General features: G+C 70.4%; 20 protein-coding genes and 2 pseudogenes. 10 read left to right on the forward strand and 12 right to left on the reverse strand.

Annotated features, from left to right (window positions below; all coding sequences use genetic code 11):
- Nucleotides 1–2: 2 nt before the first annotated feature.
- Nucleotides 3–1,205 (reverse strand): transposase, encoded by a 1,203-nt coding sequence (locus QK442_RS29250; RefSeq protein WP_282697102.1) that lies wholly within the window; start codon nucleotides 1,203–1,205, stop codon nucleotides 3–5.
- Between the two features lie 442 nt (nucleotides 1,206–1,647).
- On the opposite strand from QK442_RS29250, the pseudogene QK442_RS29255 reads away from it, so the two are divergent.
- Nucleotides 1,648–1,806 (forward strand): annotated as a pseudogene (locus QK442_RS29255) (DUF255 domain-containing protein); the annotation flags it as partial.
- 57 nt (nucleotides 1,807–1,863) lie between these two features.
- Nucleotides 1,864–2,013: a hypothetical protein gene (locus QK442_RS29260; protein WP_236240239.1), complete on the forward strand. Its 150-nt coding sequence runs from the start codon at nucleotides 1,864–1,866 to the stop codon at nucleotides 2,011–2,013.
- A 559-nt stretch (nucleotides 2,014–2,572) separates the two neighbouring features.
- Here QK442_RS29260 and QK442_RS29265 read toward each other — a convergent pair.
- The 5 genes from QK442_RS29265 to QK442_RS29285 all read right to left on the reverse strand — a co-directional run bounded on the left by QK442_RS29265 (nucleotide 2,573) and on the right by QK442_RS29285 (nucleotide 5,629).
- The gene (locus tag QK442_RS29265; RefSeq protein WP_236240238.1) at nucleotides 2,573–2,995 is read right to left on the reverse strand and encodes a hypothetical protein; all 423 of its coding nucleotides are present in this window, start codon (nucleotides 2,993–2,995) and stop codon (nucleotides 2,573–2,575) included.
- A 36-nt stretch (nucleotides 2,996–3,031) separates the two neighbouring features.
- The gene (locus tag QK442_RS29270; protein ID WP_236240237.1) at nucleotides 3,032–3,466 is read right to left on the reverse strand and encodes a hypothetical protein; all 435 of its coding nucleotides are present in this window, start codon (nucleotides 3,464–3,466) and stop codon (nucleotides 3,032–3,034) included.
- Nucleotides 3,467–3,549: 83 nt separating this feature from the next.
- Nucleotides 3,550–3,792, reverse strand: a complete 243-nt coding sequence (locus QK442_RS29275; protein ID WP_236240236.1) for a hypothetical protein — start codon at nucleotides 3,790–3,792, stop codon at nucleotides 3,550–3,552.
- Nucleotides 3,793–3,973: 181 nt separating this feature from the next.
- A complete protein-coding gene (locus QK442_RS29280) occupies nucleotides 3,974–4,354 on the reverse strand; it encodes a hypothetical protein (RefSeq protein WP_236240235.1) in 381 nt (126 codons plus the stop codon).
- Between the two features lie 717 nt (nucleotides 4,355–5,071).
- Nucleotides 5,072–5,629, reverse strand: coding sequence for a DM13 domain-containing protein (locus QK442_RS29285; protein ID WP_282697103.1), 558 nt, complete (start codon nucleotides 5,627–5,629; stop codon nucleotides 5,072–5,074).
- Between the two features lie 222 nt (nucleotides 5,630–5,851).
- Between QK442_RS29285 and QK442_RS29290 the strand changes: the two are divergent.
- The 6 genes and pseudogenes from QK442_RS29290 to QK442_RS36425 all read left to right on the forward strand — a co-directional run.
- Nucleotides 5,852–5,935 (forward strand): annotated as a pseudogene (locus tag QK442_RS29290) (hypothetical protein); the annotation flags it as partial.
- Between the two features lie 146 nt (nucleotides 5,936–6,081).
- Entirely contained in the window at nucleotides 6,082–6,426 is a 345-nt protein-coding gene (locus QK442_RS29295) for an alkyl sulfatase C-terminal domain-containing protein (RefSeq protein WP_282697104.1), read from the forward strand.
- Nucleotides 6,427–6,771: 345 nt separating this feature from the next.
- Nucleotides 6,772–8,277: a SpoIIE family protein phosphatase gene (locus QK442_RS29300; RefSeq protein WP_282697105.1), complete on the forward strand. Its 1,506-nt coding sequence runs from the start codon at nucleotides 6,772–6,774 to the stop codon at nucleotides 8,275–8,277.
- Between the two features lie 146 nt (nucleotides 8,278–8,423).
- A complete protein-coding gene (locus QK442_RS29305) occupies nucleotides 8,424–9,218 on the forward strand; it encodes a helix-turn-helix domain-containing protein (protein WP_282697106.1) in 795 nt (264 codons plus the stop codon).
- 60 nt (nucleotides 9,219–9,278) lie between these two features.
- Entirely contained in the window at nucleotides 9,279–10,355 is a 1,077-nt protein-coding gene (locus tag QK442_RS29310) for a LacI family DNA-binding transcriptional regulator (RefSeq protein ID WP_282697107.1), read from the forward strand.
- 118 nt (nucleotides 10,356–10,473) lie between these two features.
- Complete coding sequence (locus QK442_RS36425; protein WP_349239691.1) at nucleotides 10,474–11,577, forward strand: STAS domain-containing protein; 1,104 nt, start codon at nucleotides 10,474–10,476, stop codon at nucleotides 11,575–11,577.
- Between the two features lie 408 nt (nucleotides 11,578–11,985).
- On the opposite strand, the gene QK442_RS29325 is transcribed toward QK442_RS36425, so the two are convergent.
- The 5 genes from QK442_RS29325 to QK442_RS29345 all read right to left on the reverse strand — a co-directional run bounded on the left by QK442_RS29325 (nucleotide 11,986) and on the right by QK442_RS29345 (nucleotide 15,251).
- Nucleotides 11,986–13,149 carry a S8 family peptidase gene (locus QK442_RS29325; protein WP_282697108.1) on the reverse strand — a complete coding sequence of 388 codons (1,164 nt, stop codon included), beginning with the start codon at nucleotides 13,147–13,149 and terminating at the stop codon, nucleotides 11,986–11,988.
- Nucleotides 13,150–13,274: 125 nt separating this feature from the next.
- Nucleotides 13,275–13,685, reverse strand: coding sequence for an urea transporter (locus QK442_RS29330; RefSeq protein ID WP_282697109.1), 411 nt, complete (start codon nucleotides 13,683–13,685; stop codon nucleotides 13,275–13,277).
- Nucleotides 13,652–14,338 carry an urea transporter gene (locus QK442_RS29335; protein ID WP_282697110.1) on the reverse strand — a complete coding sequence of 229 codons (687 nt, stop codon included), beginning with the start codon at nucleotides 14,336–14,338 and terminating at the stop codon, nucleotides 13,652–13,654. Before QK442_RS29335 ends, QK442_RS29330 begins: the two co-directional genes overlap by 34 nt.
- On the reverse strand, nucleotides 14,335–14,952 hold the full coding sequence (locus QK442_RS29340) for a peptidase dimerization domain-containing protein (RefSeq protein WP_282697153.1): 618 nt from the start codon (nucleotides 14,950–14,952) through the stop codon (nucleotides 14,335–14,337). Before QK442_RS29340 ends, QK442_RS29335 begins: the two co-directional genes overlap by 4 nt.
- The gene (locus tag QK442_RS29345) at nucleotides 14,937–15,251 is read right to left on the reverse strand and encodes a M20/M25/M40 family metallo-hydrolase (protein ID WP_282697154.1); all 315 of its coding nucleotides are present in this window, start codon (nucleotides 15,249–15,251) and stop codon (nucleotides 14,937–14,939) included. The genes QK442_RS29340 and QK442_RS29345 overlap by 16 nt, the downstream gene beginning before the upstream one ends.
- A 225-nt stretch (nucleotides 15,252–15,476) precedes the next feature.
- Between QK442_RS29345 and QK442_RS29350 the strand changes: the two genes are divergently transcribed.
- Both QK442_RS29350 and QK442_RS29355 read left to right on the forward strand, forming a co-directional pair.
- Nucleotides 15,477–15,752: a hypothetical protein gene (locus QK442_RS29350; protein ID WP_282697111.1), complete on the forward strand. Its 276-nt coding sequence runs from the start codon at nucleotides 15,477–15,479 to the stop codon at nucleotides 15,750–15,752.
- A 53-nt stretch (nucleotides 15,753–15,805) separates the two neighbouring features.
- Entirely contained in the window at nucleotides 15,806–16,087 is a 282-nt protein-coding gene (locus QK442_RS29355) for a hypothetical protein (RefSeq protein ID WP_282697112.1), read from the forward strand.
- 63 nt (nucleotides 16,088–16,150) lie between these two features.
- On the opposite strand, the gene QK442_RS29360 is transcribed toward QK442_RS29355, so the two are convergent.
- Nucleotides 16,151–16,939: a DUF4239 domain-containing protein gene (locus QK442_RS29360; protein ID WP_282697155.1), complete on the reverse strand. Its 789-nt coding sequence runs from the start codon at nucleotides 16,937–16,939 to the stop codon at nucleotides 16,151–16,153.
- Nucleotides 16,940–16,999 lie beyond the last annotated feature (60 nt).

The following is a 16,999-nucleotide window of genomic DNA, read 5'->3' on the forward strand; positions in this document are numbered from 1 at the left end:
CTTCAGGCGATCTGCAGATGGTCGCCGCTCGGCAGCCAGACCGCCTGGTCAGGTATGGCGGACAGGGTCACGATGCCCTGCGCCACGGCACTGAGGGTGGTGTGCCGGTGCCAGCCGTTGAAGGTGCGGCCCTCGAAGTCCATCGCGCCGACCTTGGTGCTGATCTCGGCGAAGTCCTGGTCGACACGGTCACTGAGGCGGCCCAGGCGCACGATGTGCGCGGGCGGCACGTCGGTCATGTTCGACAGCCACAGCTCCCGCGCCCTGCGCTCCCCGGGGCGCTGCGCGGCGACCAGCCGCAGCGGTGGGGTGCCGGACCCGGGCGGCAGTATGACGTCGGTGCTGGTGACCAGGGCGGACCGCCCCGCCAGACCGGTGCGGCCCACCCAGCGGACCGGACGTTCGCCGAGGTCCGCGCCCTCGGCGACGTGCTGCGCCGTCATCAGACGGATCGCCCGCCCTTCCCGTACCGCGCTCCGCGGGATCAGCCGCGTGGCACCACCGATCCGCAGCACGAAGGGCAGCTTCGCCGCCGACAGATGCCGCACGAGCGCCCCCGCGTCCGTCCCGGGAGCCTCCGCGACCACGGGACGGGGGCGCAGCCCCCACCCCCGGGTCAGTTCGAGCGCGGCCGCCGCCGCCGGCGGGACGCCCCCGTCGTCGGCGTCCACCCACTCCGGGATCTCCGCGCGCCTTCTGCGCTCGGTGTCGGCGAGCCACTCCCCGGACAGCCTCAGCCGAGAGTTGACCGGCGCGCTCTGCCGGCCGTTGGCCAGCCAGACGCTGTACGAACGCTGGTTGTTGACGACGCGCCCGAGCTGCGGAACGAACGACTCGGTCACTCCGACGCTGTGCTCGCCCGTCTTGAGGACCACCATCGGCTTCACCACCCACGCCAGCGGGTCGAGCGCCTGGTCGAGGTCCGCGGCCAGCGCCTTGCGCACCGGCACCCAGTTCCACGACGACTTGCTGATGAAGTGATGCAGCCGCTGCTCGGCCGCGCCGTCTCCGGTCATCGACGCGATCGAGCGCATCGACTTGCGGCTGGTGAGCGACAGCAGTCCGGAGACGTACAGTTCGCCGTTCTCCCGCTGGTTGCGACGAGGTAACGACATCAGCATCCGTCGGCTGTACTCGGTGACGAAGTCCTCGGCGACCCCACTCCAGACGATCTCGTGCGTGCGATGAGCACGGTGTGCGACCACGACGGCAATCCCTCCGTTGGACACCTGGTCCGGTCAGCCCACCGCAGCCGGACCAGGAGTCCACTTGTCCGTTGGCGCTTCCTAGTTGAACACACGTTTTAGTTTTAGGCCATGGTCATCCAGATCACAGGACGCCTTTGATGCGGCCCTCAACCTTCCCGCGATTCCGGACCGCTCGATCATCCATCCCGGATAGTGGCTGCTCAGGGCCCTTCCCCTACTGACCTTGCCCTGTCCTCCGCAGGGCTGTGGTGGCCCGGGAGCGTGCCCGGCAGGGGTGGAAGGGGCGTTGAAACCTCTCGATACCAAACCGACCGTTCAAGTAGCAACAGGATTCACGTCGTGGTAAACCCCGTGTCCGAGAGTCGACCGACGGACCCGTCCCCCGCCGCCCCGGCCTCGCCGCGCGCCCGGGCGCGTCGCGTCCGGCAGGATGGGCCCCATGGCGAACCGACTGGCCCATGAGACCTCCCCCTACCTCCTCCAGCATGCCGACAATCCGGTCGACTGGTGGCCCTGGTCCCCGGAGGCGTTCGAGGAGGCCCGGCGCCGTGACGTCCCCGTGCTGCTCAGCGTCGGGTACAGCTCGTGCCACTGGTGCCAGTGCATGTGAACAACCGGGTAGTCACGACCTGGGGTGTTGTCAGAGGGTAGCCGTATGGATACGTACGACGAGGAACTGGACGCAAGTATCGACGCCTGGGTGGAGGCTGAGCCGGCCGCTTCGCCCGAGTGGGGGCCCGAGAAGATCGCCGGCATCCGCGAGCGCTTGGAGGGCGGCGCACCCGCTGTCGCCGCTGAGAAGTAGTGGGGTGGAGCCGCAGGCGCGGTTCACAGGGTGGCGCTGTGCGTGTGAGCGAATGCTCCGAAGCTACGGCGAAGTGGGGGGTTCGGGGAAGCGCTCGTGGATCTGCGCCTGCGGAGTGTCCAGGTGCGGTCGGGTGTCATCGCGGCGGCCATGTCAGCAGGGCTGCGTTGAGCAGCCGCGCCGGCAAGGAGGGGTTCGCGCGAGTCGCCGTCGGCGGCGCCGCTCTCCAGAAGGGCCGCGACATCGGCGGTTGCCGGTGCGGTCGGCGATGCCGCCTGGTTGCGCAACACCCGTAAGCCGCCGATCAGATCCAGCACCCTGCGCTGGTCTTCCCGGAGAGCCTCCCGGTGTGCTTCGGCACGCGCGTCACGGTGCGGGTCCGGGGCGCCTCCCTGACAAGTTGCGGCCAGGGCCTTCTCCGGTGTCTGTCCACGACGGGTCAGTCCGGGGCGAGGCGGCCCTGGCCGCTACGGACACCCCCGCCGTCCGGTCGACCGGAACGGCCGAGGGGCAATGCGTGACCTCGTAGGGCCTTTGTGGGCGTCCTGGGCGGATTACCTCAGTCCGCGTGCGGATTGAGGTAATCCGCCTTCTCGCAGGTGTCCGCGCCCCAGTCGTCGCGGCAGATCCAAAAACGGAGCGAGTGGATCGGGATCGTCCGTTCCAGATGGATCCCGGTCCAGGAGTTCTCGGTGCCGCACCCTTCTTCGGCCCAGCGCGCCTTGTTGGACCACTCGCTTGTCCAGCCCATGTCGACGGTCAGGTACCAGTAGACGGACTTGTCGTCACAGACCGTGTCGCGCAGGGTCATTCGCGGCAGCTCGAAGCGGTAACCGTTGACCCACTTGAGGTTTCCGGAAAGGTTCGCGAAGCTGCCCGTGACGGTGAAGTCCCCGGCTGCGGCGTGCGCGGGTGCGGCGAGCAGCGGGGGGAGGACGGCGGCCGACATGGCGGCCGCGGCGAGGACGGAACGAAGGCGCATGGAGTCTTCCGGACGTGAGCGGCGGGGTGCGGTCGGTCAGCGGGCGTAGGGGTTCTCGGCGACGACTCCGGGATGGGAGCAGACGTCGACGCCGGTGCGGTCCTCGCACAGTGCGAACCCGACTTCCAGCAGGGGCAGACTTCCTGAGAAGCGGATGCCGTCGTACGTGCGCGTGGTGCCGGAGCCGTTGGTGTTCCAGTACAGCTTGTCGCTGACCAGCGGCTGCCAGCCGGAGTTGCCCTTGCGGCCCCGCAGCTGTACGTAGACGCTGCGGCCGTCGGTGTCACCGTCGTGGACCTTGAGGACACCGCTGTCGAAGCTGAACTCGCCGGTCCAGCGGAAGTGGAAGTCGGCCCAGTTCCCGTCCCCGTCCGTGTGGCCGACAGCTCCCGGCTCCGCCGCGTGTGCCCCCACGGGGGCGAGCAGAGCCAGAGCGGACAGCGCCGCTGTCGCGGTAAGTCGTCGAAGCATGAGCCAGACCCTCTGGTGAACGACCTCCGGAGGCACCCCGGTTGCGCCTGCTCGGAACCGCCCACAGGCAATGGCTTCCGTGGTCACAGCCGGGTGGTGAACTGGACGTTGGGCTGTTTACGCAGCCAGCCGCGATCGGTCAGGCTGAGTAGCTTCCCGCGCAGCAGCTCCAGCTTGCTCTTCGCGCTGATGTCCATTCCCGGCATCTCGCCGACCTGCCGGGCCATGGCGGGCCTGGTGGCCTGCCGCACGGCGGTGAGGATGCGCTGGTAGTCCGGCGGGAGCGTCGTCTCCTCCACGCCCGGTTCGCGGTGCGGGATCAGCATCACCGCCCAGCCGCAGCAGGTGCGAACCAGCGAGCCGGCCGGTCCCCGGGTGGGTCACCGGTTCACGTAGCGGTTCAGGTCACCGCCGAACCGAACCACCGTCCGTGGACGTGCTCGGCTGGGACACCCAGCCGAGCACGTCCACCGGTTGCTCAGATCCCCACGAGAGGGGGCACCGGGGTCAAGAGCTGACGGGCGTGGTCAGTGTGGGGGTGCTGACGACCCTCGCGCAGATGGCGAAGACCTTCAGCTTCCCGGGGTTGGTGGTGTCGGTGTTCGTGGCGAACGCCCACCATGCCTCTCCGCTGATCGGCTGGGTCGAGTGCAGCAGGTACCGCTCGGCATGGGAGTTGCCCGCGATGACGCTGGCGCCCCCGCCCGTCCGGGTCTCACCGGGCGGACAGACGGCCTGGGCCGCAGCCCGGCCGGGGAAGCCGCCGGAGGCGACCGGGATGGTCACCTCGTTCTCCACGACGCGCACGATGTCGTCGGCCTGGGCCACAGCGGCCGGCCCCATCACCATCGCCGCGGCCGCGGCGGCTACGAGACACTTCTTCAGCACGAGATGCCCTGCTTTCGCTCGGATACAGGAAAGACGTCACACCGGGTGTGAGCCGCCCCAGGTGTATCGCCGTACCTGACCAAACCTTCGGACGACATTTCGAAACACGCTCACGTGGCGCACGTGATCCACTCCGACAGCCGACCTCGAACTGATGGGTGACGTATCCCGTCAAGCCAGCTGCTGACGGACGATCTTCCCCGCAGACCGCCGTCCGCGACCAGCGTGAGTACCCCGACAAGCCGACATACCAGCTCTTTGACCTGCGGCTTCAAGTTGGCGGAGGCTCGCTCTCCCCCAGGCCGACGAGCGGTGGACCGGCCCCGGCGAGTACCAAGGCGAAAGCGGTTTCAAGAAACGCCCGGGGGCTCGTACCCGTTTCCTCCTTCGGCCGTCGAGCCAGGAGACGGCACGTGTCCCGGTCAGCACCAGCGGTCGGCCCTCGGCGACCCAGGTCGACGACGCCGCGGGAGTGACGTTCGCGGTCTTCGCGAAGTGGGAGGTGGCAGACACCGGAAACCCCTCTCGCGCGCGGCAAGGGTGCGCTTGGAGGCAGCCGAGTCGTCGCGGAACGGGTATCCGGCCGTGCTCTGGTCCTTCGCGGTGGTGTGGGTGGTCATGGTGGTCTGCCCGCTCAGGCTCGTACAGAGGACGGATGGCGGGCTGACTGCGTCGAGGCAGGCCACGGGCCGGTTCGCCGGAGTCGAATGGCCCCGCTCAGATCCGGGTCAGCTCGGCGGCGCCGAAAGAGACGTCGAAGCGGTCGCACCAGATGCTGACGCTGGTGTACTTCGTGAGGTCGGTGCCCTCGGGCAGGGCGTAGTTCTGGTCGCCCTTGTTGCCCTTGAGCTTGCCGAGGCTCAGGTAGCGGCCGTCGTCGAAGACGTGCCAGCCGGCCTCACCCTGCTTCACGGGCGCGTCGGTCAGCCAGACCCGCAGGTCCGGACCGTTGCCGGTGTCCAGGTTCTCCAGCCGGAGCATGTGCGTGCCGTCCGGGAGGCGGATGACCTTCACGGTGCCTGACGTGCTGTGCTCGTGGCTGATCAGCTCGCCGGACGCCACCGTTCGGGGCACGGCCGGTGTGGGATCGGCGGAGGTGGTGGGAGGCGGTGCCGAGGCCGGTGCCGTGGGGGATGGTGTCGTGGGCAGGGCCTCGCTCATGGTCTCGTCCACCCAGAGCTTCCACGGCTGGAACCAGATGAGGCCGACGCCAAGAGCGAGTACCACCGCGGTCAGCACCGTGATGACGATTCCCCGACGCGAAGCCTTGCCCATGCCGCCTGCCCCCTGATCGCTCCGATGACCGTGCGGATCTCATTCAACGCGGCCTCGCCCGCGCCTGTCCCGGGCGGGGCGGTGACGACTTCCTTACGGCTGCCGACCGGTGGCGGCGCCGAGGGCGACCGCGACCGTCCGGGTGAGCTCGTCCGCGGTCGCTCCCAAGCGGGAGCGCGGGTTCACCCCGTACGCGACTACCACGGCACCCTCCACCACGACGTGCGCGCCGTCTTCCACAAGGAGCTCGCCATGCGGGACGGTGACTCCGTCTCCCTGAACCCGCACACCCCCGTCGCGACCGTCCGGAGGCTCACCGCTCGGGTCGGGCCGGAGAAGATCCTGGCCGAGGCCCCCAGTAGCGCGGCATCTTCCTCACCGCCGCCAAGGAGCTCTGAGAGGGCGTCGAGCCGGCGCACTGCGCCAGCGCGAGCCCGGACACGATCCTGGCGATGCCGATCGACATCCTCTTCGACTTCGCCGCTGTCCACCTCATCGGCGACAAGGCCGCCGACGCCGACCTGCGCATCGACTTCCGCTTCACCGACCACAGCGACGAGACCTGGACCATGTGGGTCGCCGAGGCGTCCTCCACGCCCGGCGCGGAGCCCCCCGACGCCCGCCTCGCCGTCGCGGGATCGAAGGCGGCCCTGGTCGGCACGCTCCTGAAGCCCGCGAGCGCCCCGCCGCTCGCCCAGGCGGAAATAATCACCCTCGAAGGGGACGAGGCCGCCTTGCAGACCCTCGCCGGCCTCCTCGACGACTTCGACCCCGGCTTCCCGATCGTCACTCCGTGAGGCAGAGGGTCGACACCCACCGTGCCGACCTGCGGAGACGCGGGGGTGAGGGTGTACTGGAAGACGTTCTCGCCCTCTCGTTGTCCATGGAAGGGAACGTGCTCCATGCACCAGTCCGGCGTACCCGACGAGGCCCGGAGGGCCAATGGCATCCAGCCGACCGGGCCTGGGCCGTCCGATCCTGCGGCGAGGGTCCGCGCTCTGCTCCGAGAGGCCGCCACGGCCGCCGGGTCCGTGATGGTGGACCGGGTCGGGGCGGCAGCGCTGGATGCGGCGGCGCGTTCGGAGCCGTACCACACCCGGGTGGTTCCGGAGTGGGCGCCGGCGCTGGTGGAGGCGCATTCGGTGCCGACGCTCGTGTTCGCGCCGGTGCGGGACGAGGCGGGGCGTGTGGTCGACTTCGTCGACGTGGCCGCGAACGACGCGGCGCGTCGCTACTCGCCGCAGCCCGACATTCCCGTCGGGCACCTGCTGAGCGTCGCCCAGCCGCAGGTGCGGGCGTCGGGCGTCATCGACCTGATGCGGCGGGCGGTGGAGACGGGCCGGCCGCTGCCTCCGCAGAGCACGACCAGCGTGCTGCTCGTCCACGGGCGGCTGCGCCCGGTCACGTCCTGGACCACCATCACGCCCCACCGGGACCACGTCGTGGTCGTCTTCGACCCGGACGTCTCACGGTACGAGCGTGTCCTGCGGAGGCTTGAGGACAGCGGGCTCGGTGGCTGGGCGGAGTGGGATCTGGCGTCGGGCTTCGTGGAGTGGTCGGACGGTCTGCACCGCATGTTCGGCCGCGCGCGTGACGCGTCCCTGCCGCTCGACGGCCTGGTCCCGCTGGTCGCCCCGGAGGACACTCCGCTGCTCGTGTCGGCCCTTGAGGTGGTGTTGCGTCAGGGGGAGTCCAGCGACGCCGACCTTCGCGTGCGGCTTCCGGCGGGGGAACGCGTGCTGCGGTTCTCGCTGGGGGCGATGCGCGACGGCGACGGGCAGGGCGCGGTGTGGGGCGTGCGGGGGTTCGTCCGTGACGTCACCCAAGTGCACCGGGTGCGCTCGCGGCTGGACGCGGCGCTGCGTGAGGCGGACCGGCGCCGTGAGGAGGCCCGGGCCGAGGCCCGGCTGGTCGCCAGGCTGCGCGAGGCGCTGCTGCCCGCGCATCCGACGAGCGCCTGCAGCTCCGGTGCCATGTCCCTGGGCATGCTGTCGGCCCTGGCCTACCGGCCCGCCGAGAGCGCGGCGCAGATCGGCGGCGACTGGTACAACGTGCTGCCGCTGCCCGAGCGCCGCGTGCTGTTCGCGCTCGGTGACGCCTCGGGCCACGGCCTGGACGCCGTCACCCGTATGGCCTCACTCCGCAGCGGCCTCGCGGGCCTGGCGTACACCGAGCAGCGGGTCGACGTCCTGGCTTCCTGGCTAAACCATATGGCCACTGAGACCCAGCCCGAGGACACGGCGACCGCCGTGATCTGCCGCTACCACGCCGATCTGCGGCTGCTGCGCTGGGTCAGCGCGGGCCACCCCGTCCCGGTCCTGATCCGCGACGGCCGGGCCCGCCCCCTCGACGGCCCGACGGGCCTGATCCTGGGCGTCCTGCCCCGCACCACCTACGAAGCCGTCGACCTCCCCCTCCGCGAGGGCGACACGCTCCTCCTCTACACCGACGGGCTCGTCGAGCGCCGCGACCGCGACTGGGACACGGGCGTCGCCGAACTGCTCAGGGAGGCTGAGGCCGCGAGCGACCTCCCAGTCCAGGAACTCGCCGACACAGTCGCGGGCCGACTGCTCCCGCCGGCACCGGAGGACGACGCGAGCCTCCTCGTCCTGAAGTACGTGGGCGAGGACTCTCCAGCAACGCCGTAGGACCGCTCGGGGCCCACAGTGACGCCAGGGTGGTTCCCGGACCGACGGCGCCGCCGAAAACGCCTTCACGCGCGAGTGGACGGCTGGATGATCAGTCGGGAGCACCGTGCTCCCGACCGTGATCGCCCTCCGAGAGGAACCCGCTGATGGCCGACGCTCACCCTGCACCGGGCCAGGGACAGACCCTCATCCAGTCCGTCCAGCGCGCGCTTCGGCTGCTCGACGCGCTGGAGCGCCGCGGGGGAGCGGGTCCGGCCAAACAGCTGGCGCGGGAGGTGATGTTGCCGCTGCCTACGACGTATCACCTGCTGCGGACTCTCGCTCACGAGGGGCTGGTGCGCAGCGAGAAGGGCGTGTACGCGTTGACGCGTGCTCTGCGTCGGCGTGAGTCCTCCGACGAGAAGGTCGGCGTGGGGATTCAGGGATGGGTCGATCAGCTGAGCCACGAACTGGGTGCCGCCGTGTACTTCGTGCAGTACGACGAAGGGGAGATCGCGGTCCGCGCCGTCTCCGGGAATCCCGCCGCCCCGCCCGTCGTGGAGTGGGCCGACTTCAGGGCCACCGCTCACACGCACGCTGCCGGGCAGTCCTTATTGCGTCAACTCGACGCGGGCGGCCGAGCGGAGCACCTGGCCAGGTACCCGTGGTCTTCGCTCACCCCGTACACGGTGCCCGACCTCAGGGCCCTGGAGGAGCGTCTGGACGGCCTTCCGCGCGGGCTGCCGGTGCTGGAGTACCAGGAGTACGCGCTGGGTTCCGCGTGCGCTGCCGTGCCGGTCACGGTCGGCTCGGCGATAGGCACGTTGGCGCTGTCGGTTCCCGCCGCCCGGGGCGGGTCACTGCAACCTCTCGCCACGGCACTGCGCACGAAGGCCGAGAGGATCTTCCTGTCGCGCTCCTTCGCCGTCGTCGCCGAGCCGTCCGACACACTGACCGGATGAGTCAATTCCGATCGTGAGCGAGGCGTGAAGTGGACGAGCCGTCCTATCCTCCGGGGTCCTATGAACAGTGCTCCTCAGCGCCGCCCCCGCCCGCCGCGGGCGAGTATCCGGGACGTGGCCGCCGCCGCCGGGGTCTCCATCACGACTGTCTCCGACGCGCTCAACGGCAAGGGCCGACTCCCGGACGCCACCCGCCGCCACGTCCGCGAGGTCGCGGACCGGCTGGGCTACCGCCCATCCGCGGCGGCCCGGACGCTCCGTACGGGCAAGTCGGGACTCATCGGCCTGACCGTGACCACGTACGGGGATGAACCTTTCACCTTCACCGAATTCGCGTACTTCGCGGAGATGGCCAGGGCAGCCACATCGGCGGCGCTCGCGCGGGGCTACGCCCTGGTCATCCTCCCCGCCACCTCCCGCCATGACGTCTGGTCGAACGTCGCCCTCGACGGCACCGTCGTCATCGACCCCTCCGACCACGACCCCGTCGTCACCGAACTGGTCCGGCAGGGCCTCCCCGTCGTCTCCGACGGACGCCCCGCCGGCACCCTTCCGGTCACCGCCTGGGTCGACAACGACCACGAAGCCGCCGTCCTCGACCTGCTCGACCACCTCGCCGACGCCGGCGCCCGCCGCATCGGTCTCCTCACCGGAACCACCACCGACACGTACACCCGCCTGTCGACCACCGCGTACCTCAACTGGTGCGAGCGGGTCGGCCAGGACCCCGTCTACGAGGCCTATCCGGCGCACGATCCGTGCGCGGGCGCCGTCGCGGCCGACCGGCTGCTCGCCCGCCCGGACCGACCCGACGCCGTCTACGGCCTCTTCGACCCCAACGGAACCGACCTCCTCGCGGCCGCGCGCCGCTACGGGCTGCGCGTCCCGGAGGACCTGCTGCTGGTCTGCTGCAGCGAGTCCACCGTGTACGCGACGACCGAACCGCCCATCACGACGCTCTCGCTCAAGCCCCGCAGGATCGGCACGGCCGTCGTCCAGCTCCTCATCGACGCCATCGAAGGCAAAGGCACCTTCAACCCCGACTCCGTCCTCATGCCCTACGAGCTCGTCATCCGCACCTCCAGCCGACGGGACACCGTCGCGTCGCCGGTTCCCGCGCAACCCATCCGCCGGTAGACGCACGCCGGGCTGAATGTTCACCCGATCTGGTGAAATCCGCCCCGATGAAACGTCCCACCGTCGCTCCGCTCCGCCACGCTGTGGACAGCTCGACACCCACCAGCGGATCGTGGCCATGCTTCTCGTCCTCCAGCCCAACCCGCATCTCACCCTCCGTCACCAGGGCGATGGCCACGTCATGGCCGTCCTGCGTGGCGAACTCGACCTCGGCCTCGTCCATCGGCTACGCCCCGACCTCGACACCCTCACCCGCGACGCCCGGGCCCTGACCTTCGACATCCGCCCCCTCGCCTTCTGCGACGCCACAGGGCTCGCTCTGCTCACGTGCTGCGCGCGCCGGATGCAGGGGAGAGGAGCGGGCTGGACGTTCTACCGCGACCAGCCGCACATCCTCCGCCTCATCGCGATCACCGCACTCGGCCCGCTCCTGAGCCCGGACAGGCCGGTCGTGGGCCGATCGGCGTACCGACCGCCTCACCGACGCCCTCCTCGCCCACAACAAGGAGCACCTGCCGTGGGCGTGAGGGAAGCGACCCGGGACGCCGTCCTCGGCTTCGACGGCGGCAACAGCAAGACGGACGCGGCACTGGTCGCGGTGGACGGCAGGGTCCTCGCCCGGGCGCGCGGGGGCGGATTCCGGCCGCAACATGACGGGGAGGAGGCCGCCTTCGGTGAACTCGACCACCTCACCCGGACGCTGCGGGACGAGGCCGGCGAGGAGATCCGCGTCCGCCGTGTCACGGCCTGTCTCGCCAACGCCGACTTCCCCTTCGAGGAGGACGCGTTCGCCATCCGGCGCGTACGGCGGACTGGACGCGCGGGGCCGAAGTGGACGTTCGCAACGACAGTCTCGCGCTGCTGCGGGCAGGCCTGGACGGGCCACTCGGTGTCGGCGTCGTCTGCGGCGCCGGCGTCAACTGTGCGGGGATGGCACCCGACGGCCGTACCGCCCGCTTCCCCGTTATCGGCCGCCTCTCCGGTGACCGGGGCGGAGGCGGCGGACTCGCCGACGAGGAGATCTGGCACGCCGCCCGCGCCTGGGACGGACGGGGCCCGGACACCGCTCTCGCCGCCGCCATCGCACCGAAGGCATACCCCCCAGGTCGTCACGGCACCCCCACTCCTCGGCGCGGCCCTCCTCGCCCTGGACGCGGTCTCCCCGGACGGCACCACACCCGCGGAGACAGCGGCCCGGACAACGGCGCCACCCACCTCCTGACCCTGACAGTCACAAGAGCCCCTTCGCGGTGATCGCGGATGGCGGTGGGCTCCTGCGACGAGTGGCACAGGCTGAGCGAGGGCGTCCTCGGCTCGGCTCCCCGGACGACGTTCCCGGCGGGGCCCGCCGAATGATCGAGGTGACCATGCCGGCCGGACGCGGAGACGCCGTCCGGCCCGGCCGCTCCTCCCCGCCCGGCGTCGCGGTCGGTGCCAGGCGACACTCGACGGGTGTGCCGAACCCCTGTGGTGCCTGCGAAGGAGCACCCAGAAGTACGCGGAGGGTGTGAAGCCACCGTCTGGAACGAGCATCGGCAGGACCGGATTCGTCAGCGGGGAGACCCGTACCCCGAGGATGACGAGCGCACCGGAGTTCTTGCCGGGACGGGTCGGACGCGCCAGAGGCGGCTCAGAGTCCGTTGGTGAACAGCATCTGGTTCGGGCCCGCTCCGCTCAGGTTGGCGAGAGCGTCCTTCGTGGACTTGCCCGTCAGGAAGGCGTAGACCTCGGCCGGCATCGCGTTGGGGTGTTCGGCCTTGTAGAGGGCGGCCACCCCCGCGACGTGCGGGGCGGCCATCGAGGTCCCGTCGAGCGCGACGCTCCCGCCTCCCAGTCTCGCGGAGACGATGTCCTTGCCCGGGGCGTAGATGTCGAGACACTGGCCCCAGTTGGAGAAATTGGTCTCCTGGTCGTAGCGGTCCGTGGCGCCGACCGTGAGCACCCGGGCGGCGGAGGCGGGCGAGATCCCGCAGGCGTCGACGTTGCTGTTGCCCGCTGCGATGATCGGCAGGACACCTCGGTCGGACAGCGCTGTGGCGGCGTCGTTGACCGCTGGCAACCGGTCGCCGCCCAGGGAAGCGTTCACGACGGCCGGCTGCTGCGCGTTGCGCGCCACCCAGTCGAAGCCCGCGATGATCCCCGACCACGCCCCTCGTGACGTGCAGTCGAGGACCCGGACGCTGACCAGGTTCACCTTCCGCGCCACACCGAAGGTCGTGCCGCCGACGGTGCCGGCGACGTGTGTGCCGTGTCCGTTGCAGTCCGCGCCGTTACGGCCGTCACCGATCGCGTCGAAGCCCGCCCGGGCGCGGCCCCCGAAGTCCCCGTGGGTGAACTCGATGCCGGTGTCGATGACGTACGCCGTCACGCCCTGACCGCTGCCGTGGGCGGTGAAGTCGCCATCGAGCGGAAGGGAACGCTGGTCGATCCGGTCCAGCCCCCAGGACGTGGCCGGCGCCTGCGGCAGGCTCTTGCCCGCGGAGAACGGCAGGCCGCTCGCCCAGCCGTCCTCCTGCACGGACCGCACACCAGGGGTCTGCCGGACGGCTTCGAGCTGCTTCGGCGTGAGGGCCGCGGCGAACCCGGTGAACGCGTCGGTGTAGGTGAACGTCGGTTTCACTCCCAGGGGCCCGGCGAACCTCTTCGGGTCCAGGGACTTGCTGAGGGAGACGATGTAGCGGCCCGGAATGGCATCCGAGGACGTGAGCAGCGGAGCCGGGGGCGGTTCCGGAGCCGAGGCGGAAGCACTGCCGGCGACCACGGGGCTCAGGGCGAGGGCTGCGGCGGCGGTCAAGCCCGCAGCCGTGACGAACAGACGCACGAAGGACTCCCGAAAGGGTGGGGACGGGGCGAAGGGACGTGCCGCATCAGGCGCGGGTGAGAACGCCCGGGCCACGTCCTCCGTCTGCATCGGACCGCTCACGGAAGCGGCTTGAGCCGCCCGCCGCCGCCTGGCCGACGCCAAACGGCGGACACACTCCCACTGCGGAAACGATCACTCCCGTCCAGCGCAACGCGTCGCGCCCCCCGTACGGCCGCCTTCGCGAATCCACCCGCGCGAAGGACATGGCAGCCCCGTCCCGTACCCCCAAGCCGGCGCGTCCGCCTCGTGATACCGGCAACCGGACGGGCCGCGAAGCGGTCCAGGTTTACCTGGCCCCGGGGCGGGACGGCGAACCCGCGTCCTCGCCGTCTTCGGCGGAGGAAGCCGCCCAGCGCCATCGCGGTGAGGATCGGGTTGAAGGCGATCAGGCCGTCGGCGACGGTCTCGGCGTCGTACTCCATGAGCCAGGAGATCAGGAAGGACAGGCCGGCGGCGAGGACGGCCATGGGGCCATGATCCGGGAGTTGACCAGGACGGCCAGCAGCATCAGGTAGCCGGTCAGGGGTTCGGTGATGAAGAACATCCCAGAGAAGCCGTTGCCGAGACTGTCGAAGGCGGTTCCCCAGGTGTACGCGGTCGCCGTGTCCGTGGCCGCCGGGACCAGCTGCGGGATCTGCGCCTCCGCGAGCTTGGGCAGGTCGTCGTAGAGCGCTCCGGCGACCATGATCCAGAAGACCACGATGATCGGCAGGGCCAGCGGCAGCAGGCCGATCTTGGTCAGCAGCCAGGTGGAGCCGCTGATGAGCGGCACGGTGAAGAGGACGCCGAAGACGAGCGCGATCCACAGACCGGGGGTGTAGCCCGCGTGATGGGCCTCGCGGAACCCGCCGAAGAGGATGGCCGCGTATCCGCCGGCGAAGCCGAACCCGCCGGCGCGCAGCAGGCCCTCCTCGGCCTTGAGCACGTACGCGGCGAGCGTCGCGAGGACGCAGCCCGCCAGGAAGAACAGGGCGATCCTCCATGAGCCGACGAAGAGCGCGGCGATGACGATCGCCCCGGACAGCGGGTTGTTCTGGATGATGACCTGGCCGGCACTGCGCAGCACGATGTCGGCGAAGCCGAGGACCTTGTTGTTCTCCGCCGCTTCGGACCAGTTCATCGGCGTCGCTCCGGGTCGGCGGAGAGCCAGGTGAGGGCGGCGGTGGTCATCGCTTCGACGCCGGTGGAGAGGGTGGGTTCGATGACGGGGGCGAAGTGCGGGGAGTGGTTGGAGGGGATGTCGCGTGCGGTCGTCCCGGCCGCGGCCGCCTTCTCATACGTGTCGGGGTCGGTGCCGCCGAAGAACCAGTAGCAGACCGGGGTGCCCGAGGCGGTGCCGAGGATGCCGCAGTCCTCGCTGCCGGTCGCCGGTCCTGGGTCGAAGACCTGTCGCTCGCCGAAGTGTTCGCGGAAGGCGGCGGTTGTCCGGGCCATGGCGTCGGTGTCGTTGACGAGGACGGGGAAGGTGTCGATGGGTTCGATGTCCGGGGTTCGGGTGGCGCCGGCCACCGCCGCCTCGCCCTCGACGATGCGCCGCACGGCGGCCAGGACCGTGCCGCGTACGTCCTCGCTGTACGTGCGGATGTTGAGCTTCAGCTCGGCGGTGTCCGGGATGACGTTGTCCTTCGTCCCGGCGTTGAGCGCGCCGACGGCCGTGTCGCCGCCCGCGATCTCCCGCGAGACGATCGTCTGGAGCCGCATCACGGTCGACGCGGCCATCACCACCGGGTCGATCGCTGCCTCGGGACGTGAGCCGTGGGCGCCCTTGCCGTGGAGTGTGACCTTGAGGGCGTCGGTGGCGGCGAGCGCGGGGCCCGCATGGCAGCCGACCGTGCCGGCGGGAACGGTCCCACGTGCTGGCCGAGGACGATGTCCGGCTTGCCGGTCTGGTCGAAGAGACCGTCGTCGACCATGGCCTGGGCCCCGGCGCCGATCTCCTCGGCGGGCTGGAAGACGGCGGTGACGGTGCCCGCCCAGTGCGCCCGGCCGTCGGCCAGCAGGTCCAGTGCGCCCAGGAGGCAGGTGACGTGCATGTTGTGACCGCAGGCGTGCATGACGCCGTCGGTCCGGCTGGCGTAGGGCAGGCCGGTCGAGGCAGAGAGCGTGATCGGTCCGGATGGCCCGGACTTCCCATACGCCCTGGTGGGGTACGCATACGGGCCGAGCGCCTACGACTACTCCCGCGTGCCGACGGAACTGAGGTGCGTGGTGCGCGCCGACTGGTTCGTCCACCAGCGCAACATCCACCCCTTCGACACGTGGCAGAACATCGCCGTCCCCCCCCGCTCCTCGGCGAGGACTTCCCCGGTCAGGAAACCAACGCCCTGCCCATCCTGCCCGGCGAGTGCGCCCCCGCGCGCTGCCCGCCGGGCATCCAGCACGGCCGCATCTGGAACATGCACTTCCGGCTAGGCGTCGGAGGCGTACCGACCCTCTCGATCCTCAAGCCCGGACGGCCCATTCCCGGCTGGGACCCGCGGATCGGCACCGGCTTCTTCTACCTGCCGCTCGCCGCCCCCGGGGCACCGGCGTAGCGTCGGAAGAAGGGGAACATCCTTCCCATGTGAAGGAATCGAGACACTCAGCCATGACTGTTCTGGTGCACAGCCAAGGGGCGGACTGGAACCAGGAGCTCTACCGGCAGACGGTCGACCGCGTGATCCCGGACCGAGCCAACCCGCCCGCCGGACTCCTCGCCCACATCGGCGCGCCGGGCAAGGCAGGCGGCCGGCAGGTCGTCGATGTCTGGGAGTCGGAGGACGCCTTCCGGCGTTTCCTGGAGGACACGCTCATCCCTGCGGCGAAGGAGATCGGAGCCCCGCCCTTCGCCACGACGGTCGTCGAAGTCGACAACACCCTGATCCCGTAGCCCAGCCGGGGCGATAGACATCTTCGGAGTGGCGGAAGGACCGTCTGCCTGCCGCTCTGGGGTTCACTCCCAGTACCGGGCCAGCGTTCCTTCCATGTACGGGGCGGGGCTCACGCTCAGTTCGCCGGCGAAGGGCCGGTCGAGGACGAGGACGAGCAGCAGGCTGAAGCCGATCAGGCCGGCCACCGAGGCCACGAAGAGCAGCTGGATCCGCACCTTGCGCATCCCGTACAGGAAGGTGAGCGGGATCAGGACGAGCGCGCCGCCGAACGCCAGGATCTGCAGGAGCGGCGGAAGCTGCTGGGTCGCCGCCGTCAGCCGCGCGCGGCGCTGCGCGGCGACGTCGTTGAGCTTGTCCGCCGCCTCCGCGTAGAACACCTCCTCCCTCACCGTGCCGGGCTCGTAGCGCTGAAGGACGTCGAACACCGCCTGCAGGCTTCCGGCCGTCGCGCCATGACTGGGCTTCCCCTCGCGCATCAGCGGCCACTGGCCTTCCACCACGGCATGAAGGTAGCCGCGCAGAGCCGTGTCCACCTCGGCACGGACGGACGGCGGGAAGGCCGCCGAGTCGCGGGCGACGAGGGCCAGGTCCGTGGCCTCTGCGGCAACCACGGTCTGGGTCGACTCCAGCTGCGTCCACAGCGTGACGATGACGAAGGCGAGGATGATGCCGTAGATGGCACCGAACATGCCGAGCGTCACCCCGACCATGTCGTTGTGCTCCCCGTCGGCGAGCGACGGAAATCTTCGCCGGGCGAACAGGCTGCCGGCGACCGCCAGGACGACGGTCCCGCCGACGACGACCAGGGTGAGAGTGAAGGTGCTGAAGTGGTTGAGCAGCCAGAGAGCCACGCGCACGAACACTAGGCTCGCCGGCTCGATCCGTCCTACCGCCTCTCCGACGGTACGGCG

Origin of the sequence: Streptomyces sp. CC208A (assembly GCF_030010625.1) — a bacterium.
Taxonomy (GTDB): domain Bacteria; phylum Actinomycetota; class Actinomycetes; order Streptomycetales; family Streptomycetaceae; genus Streptomyces.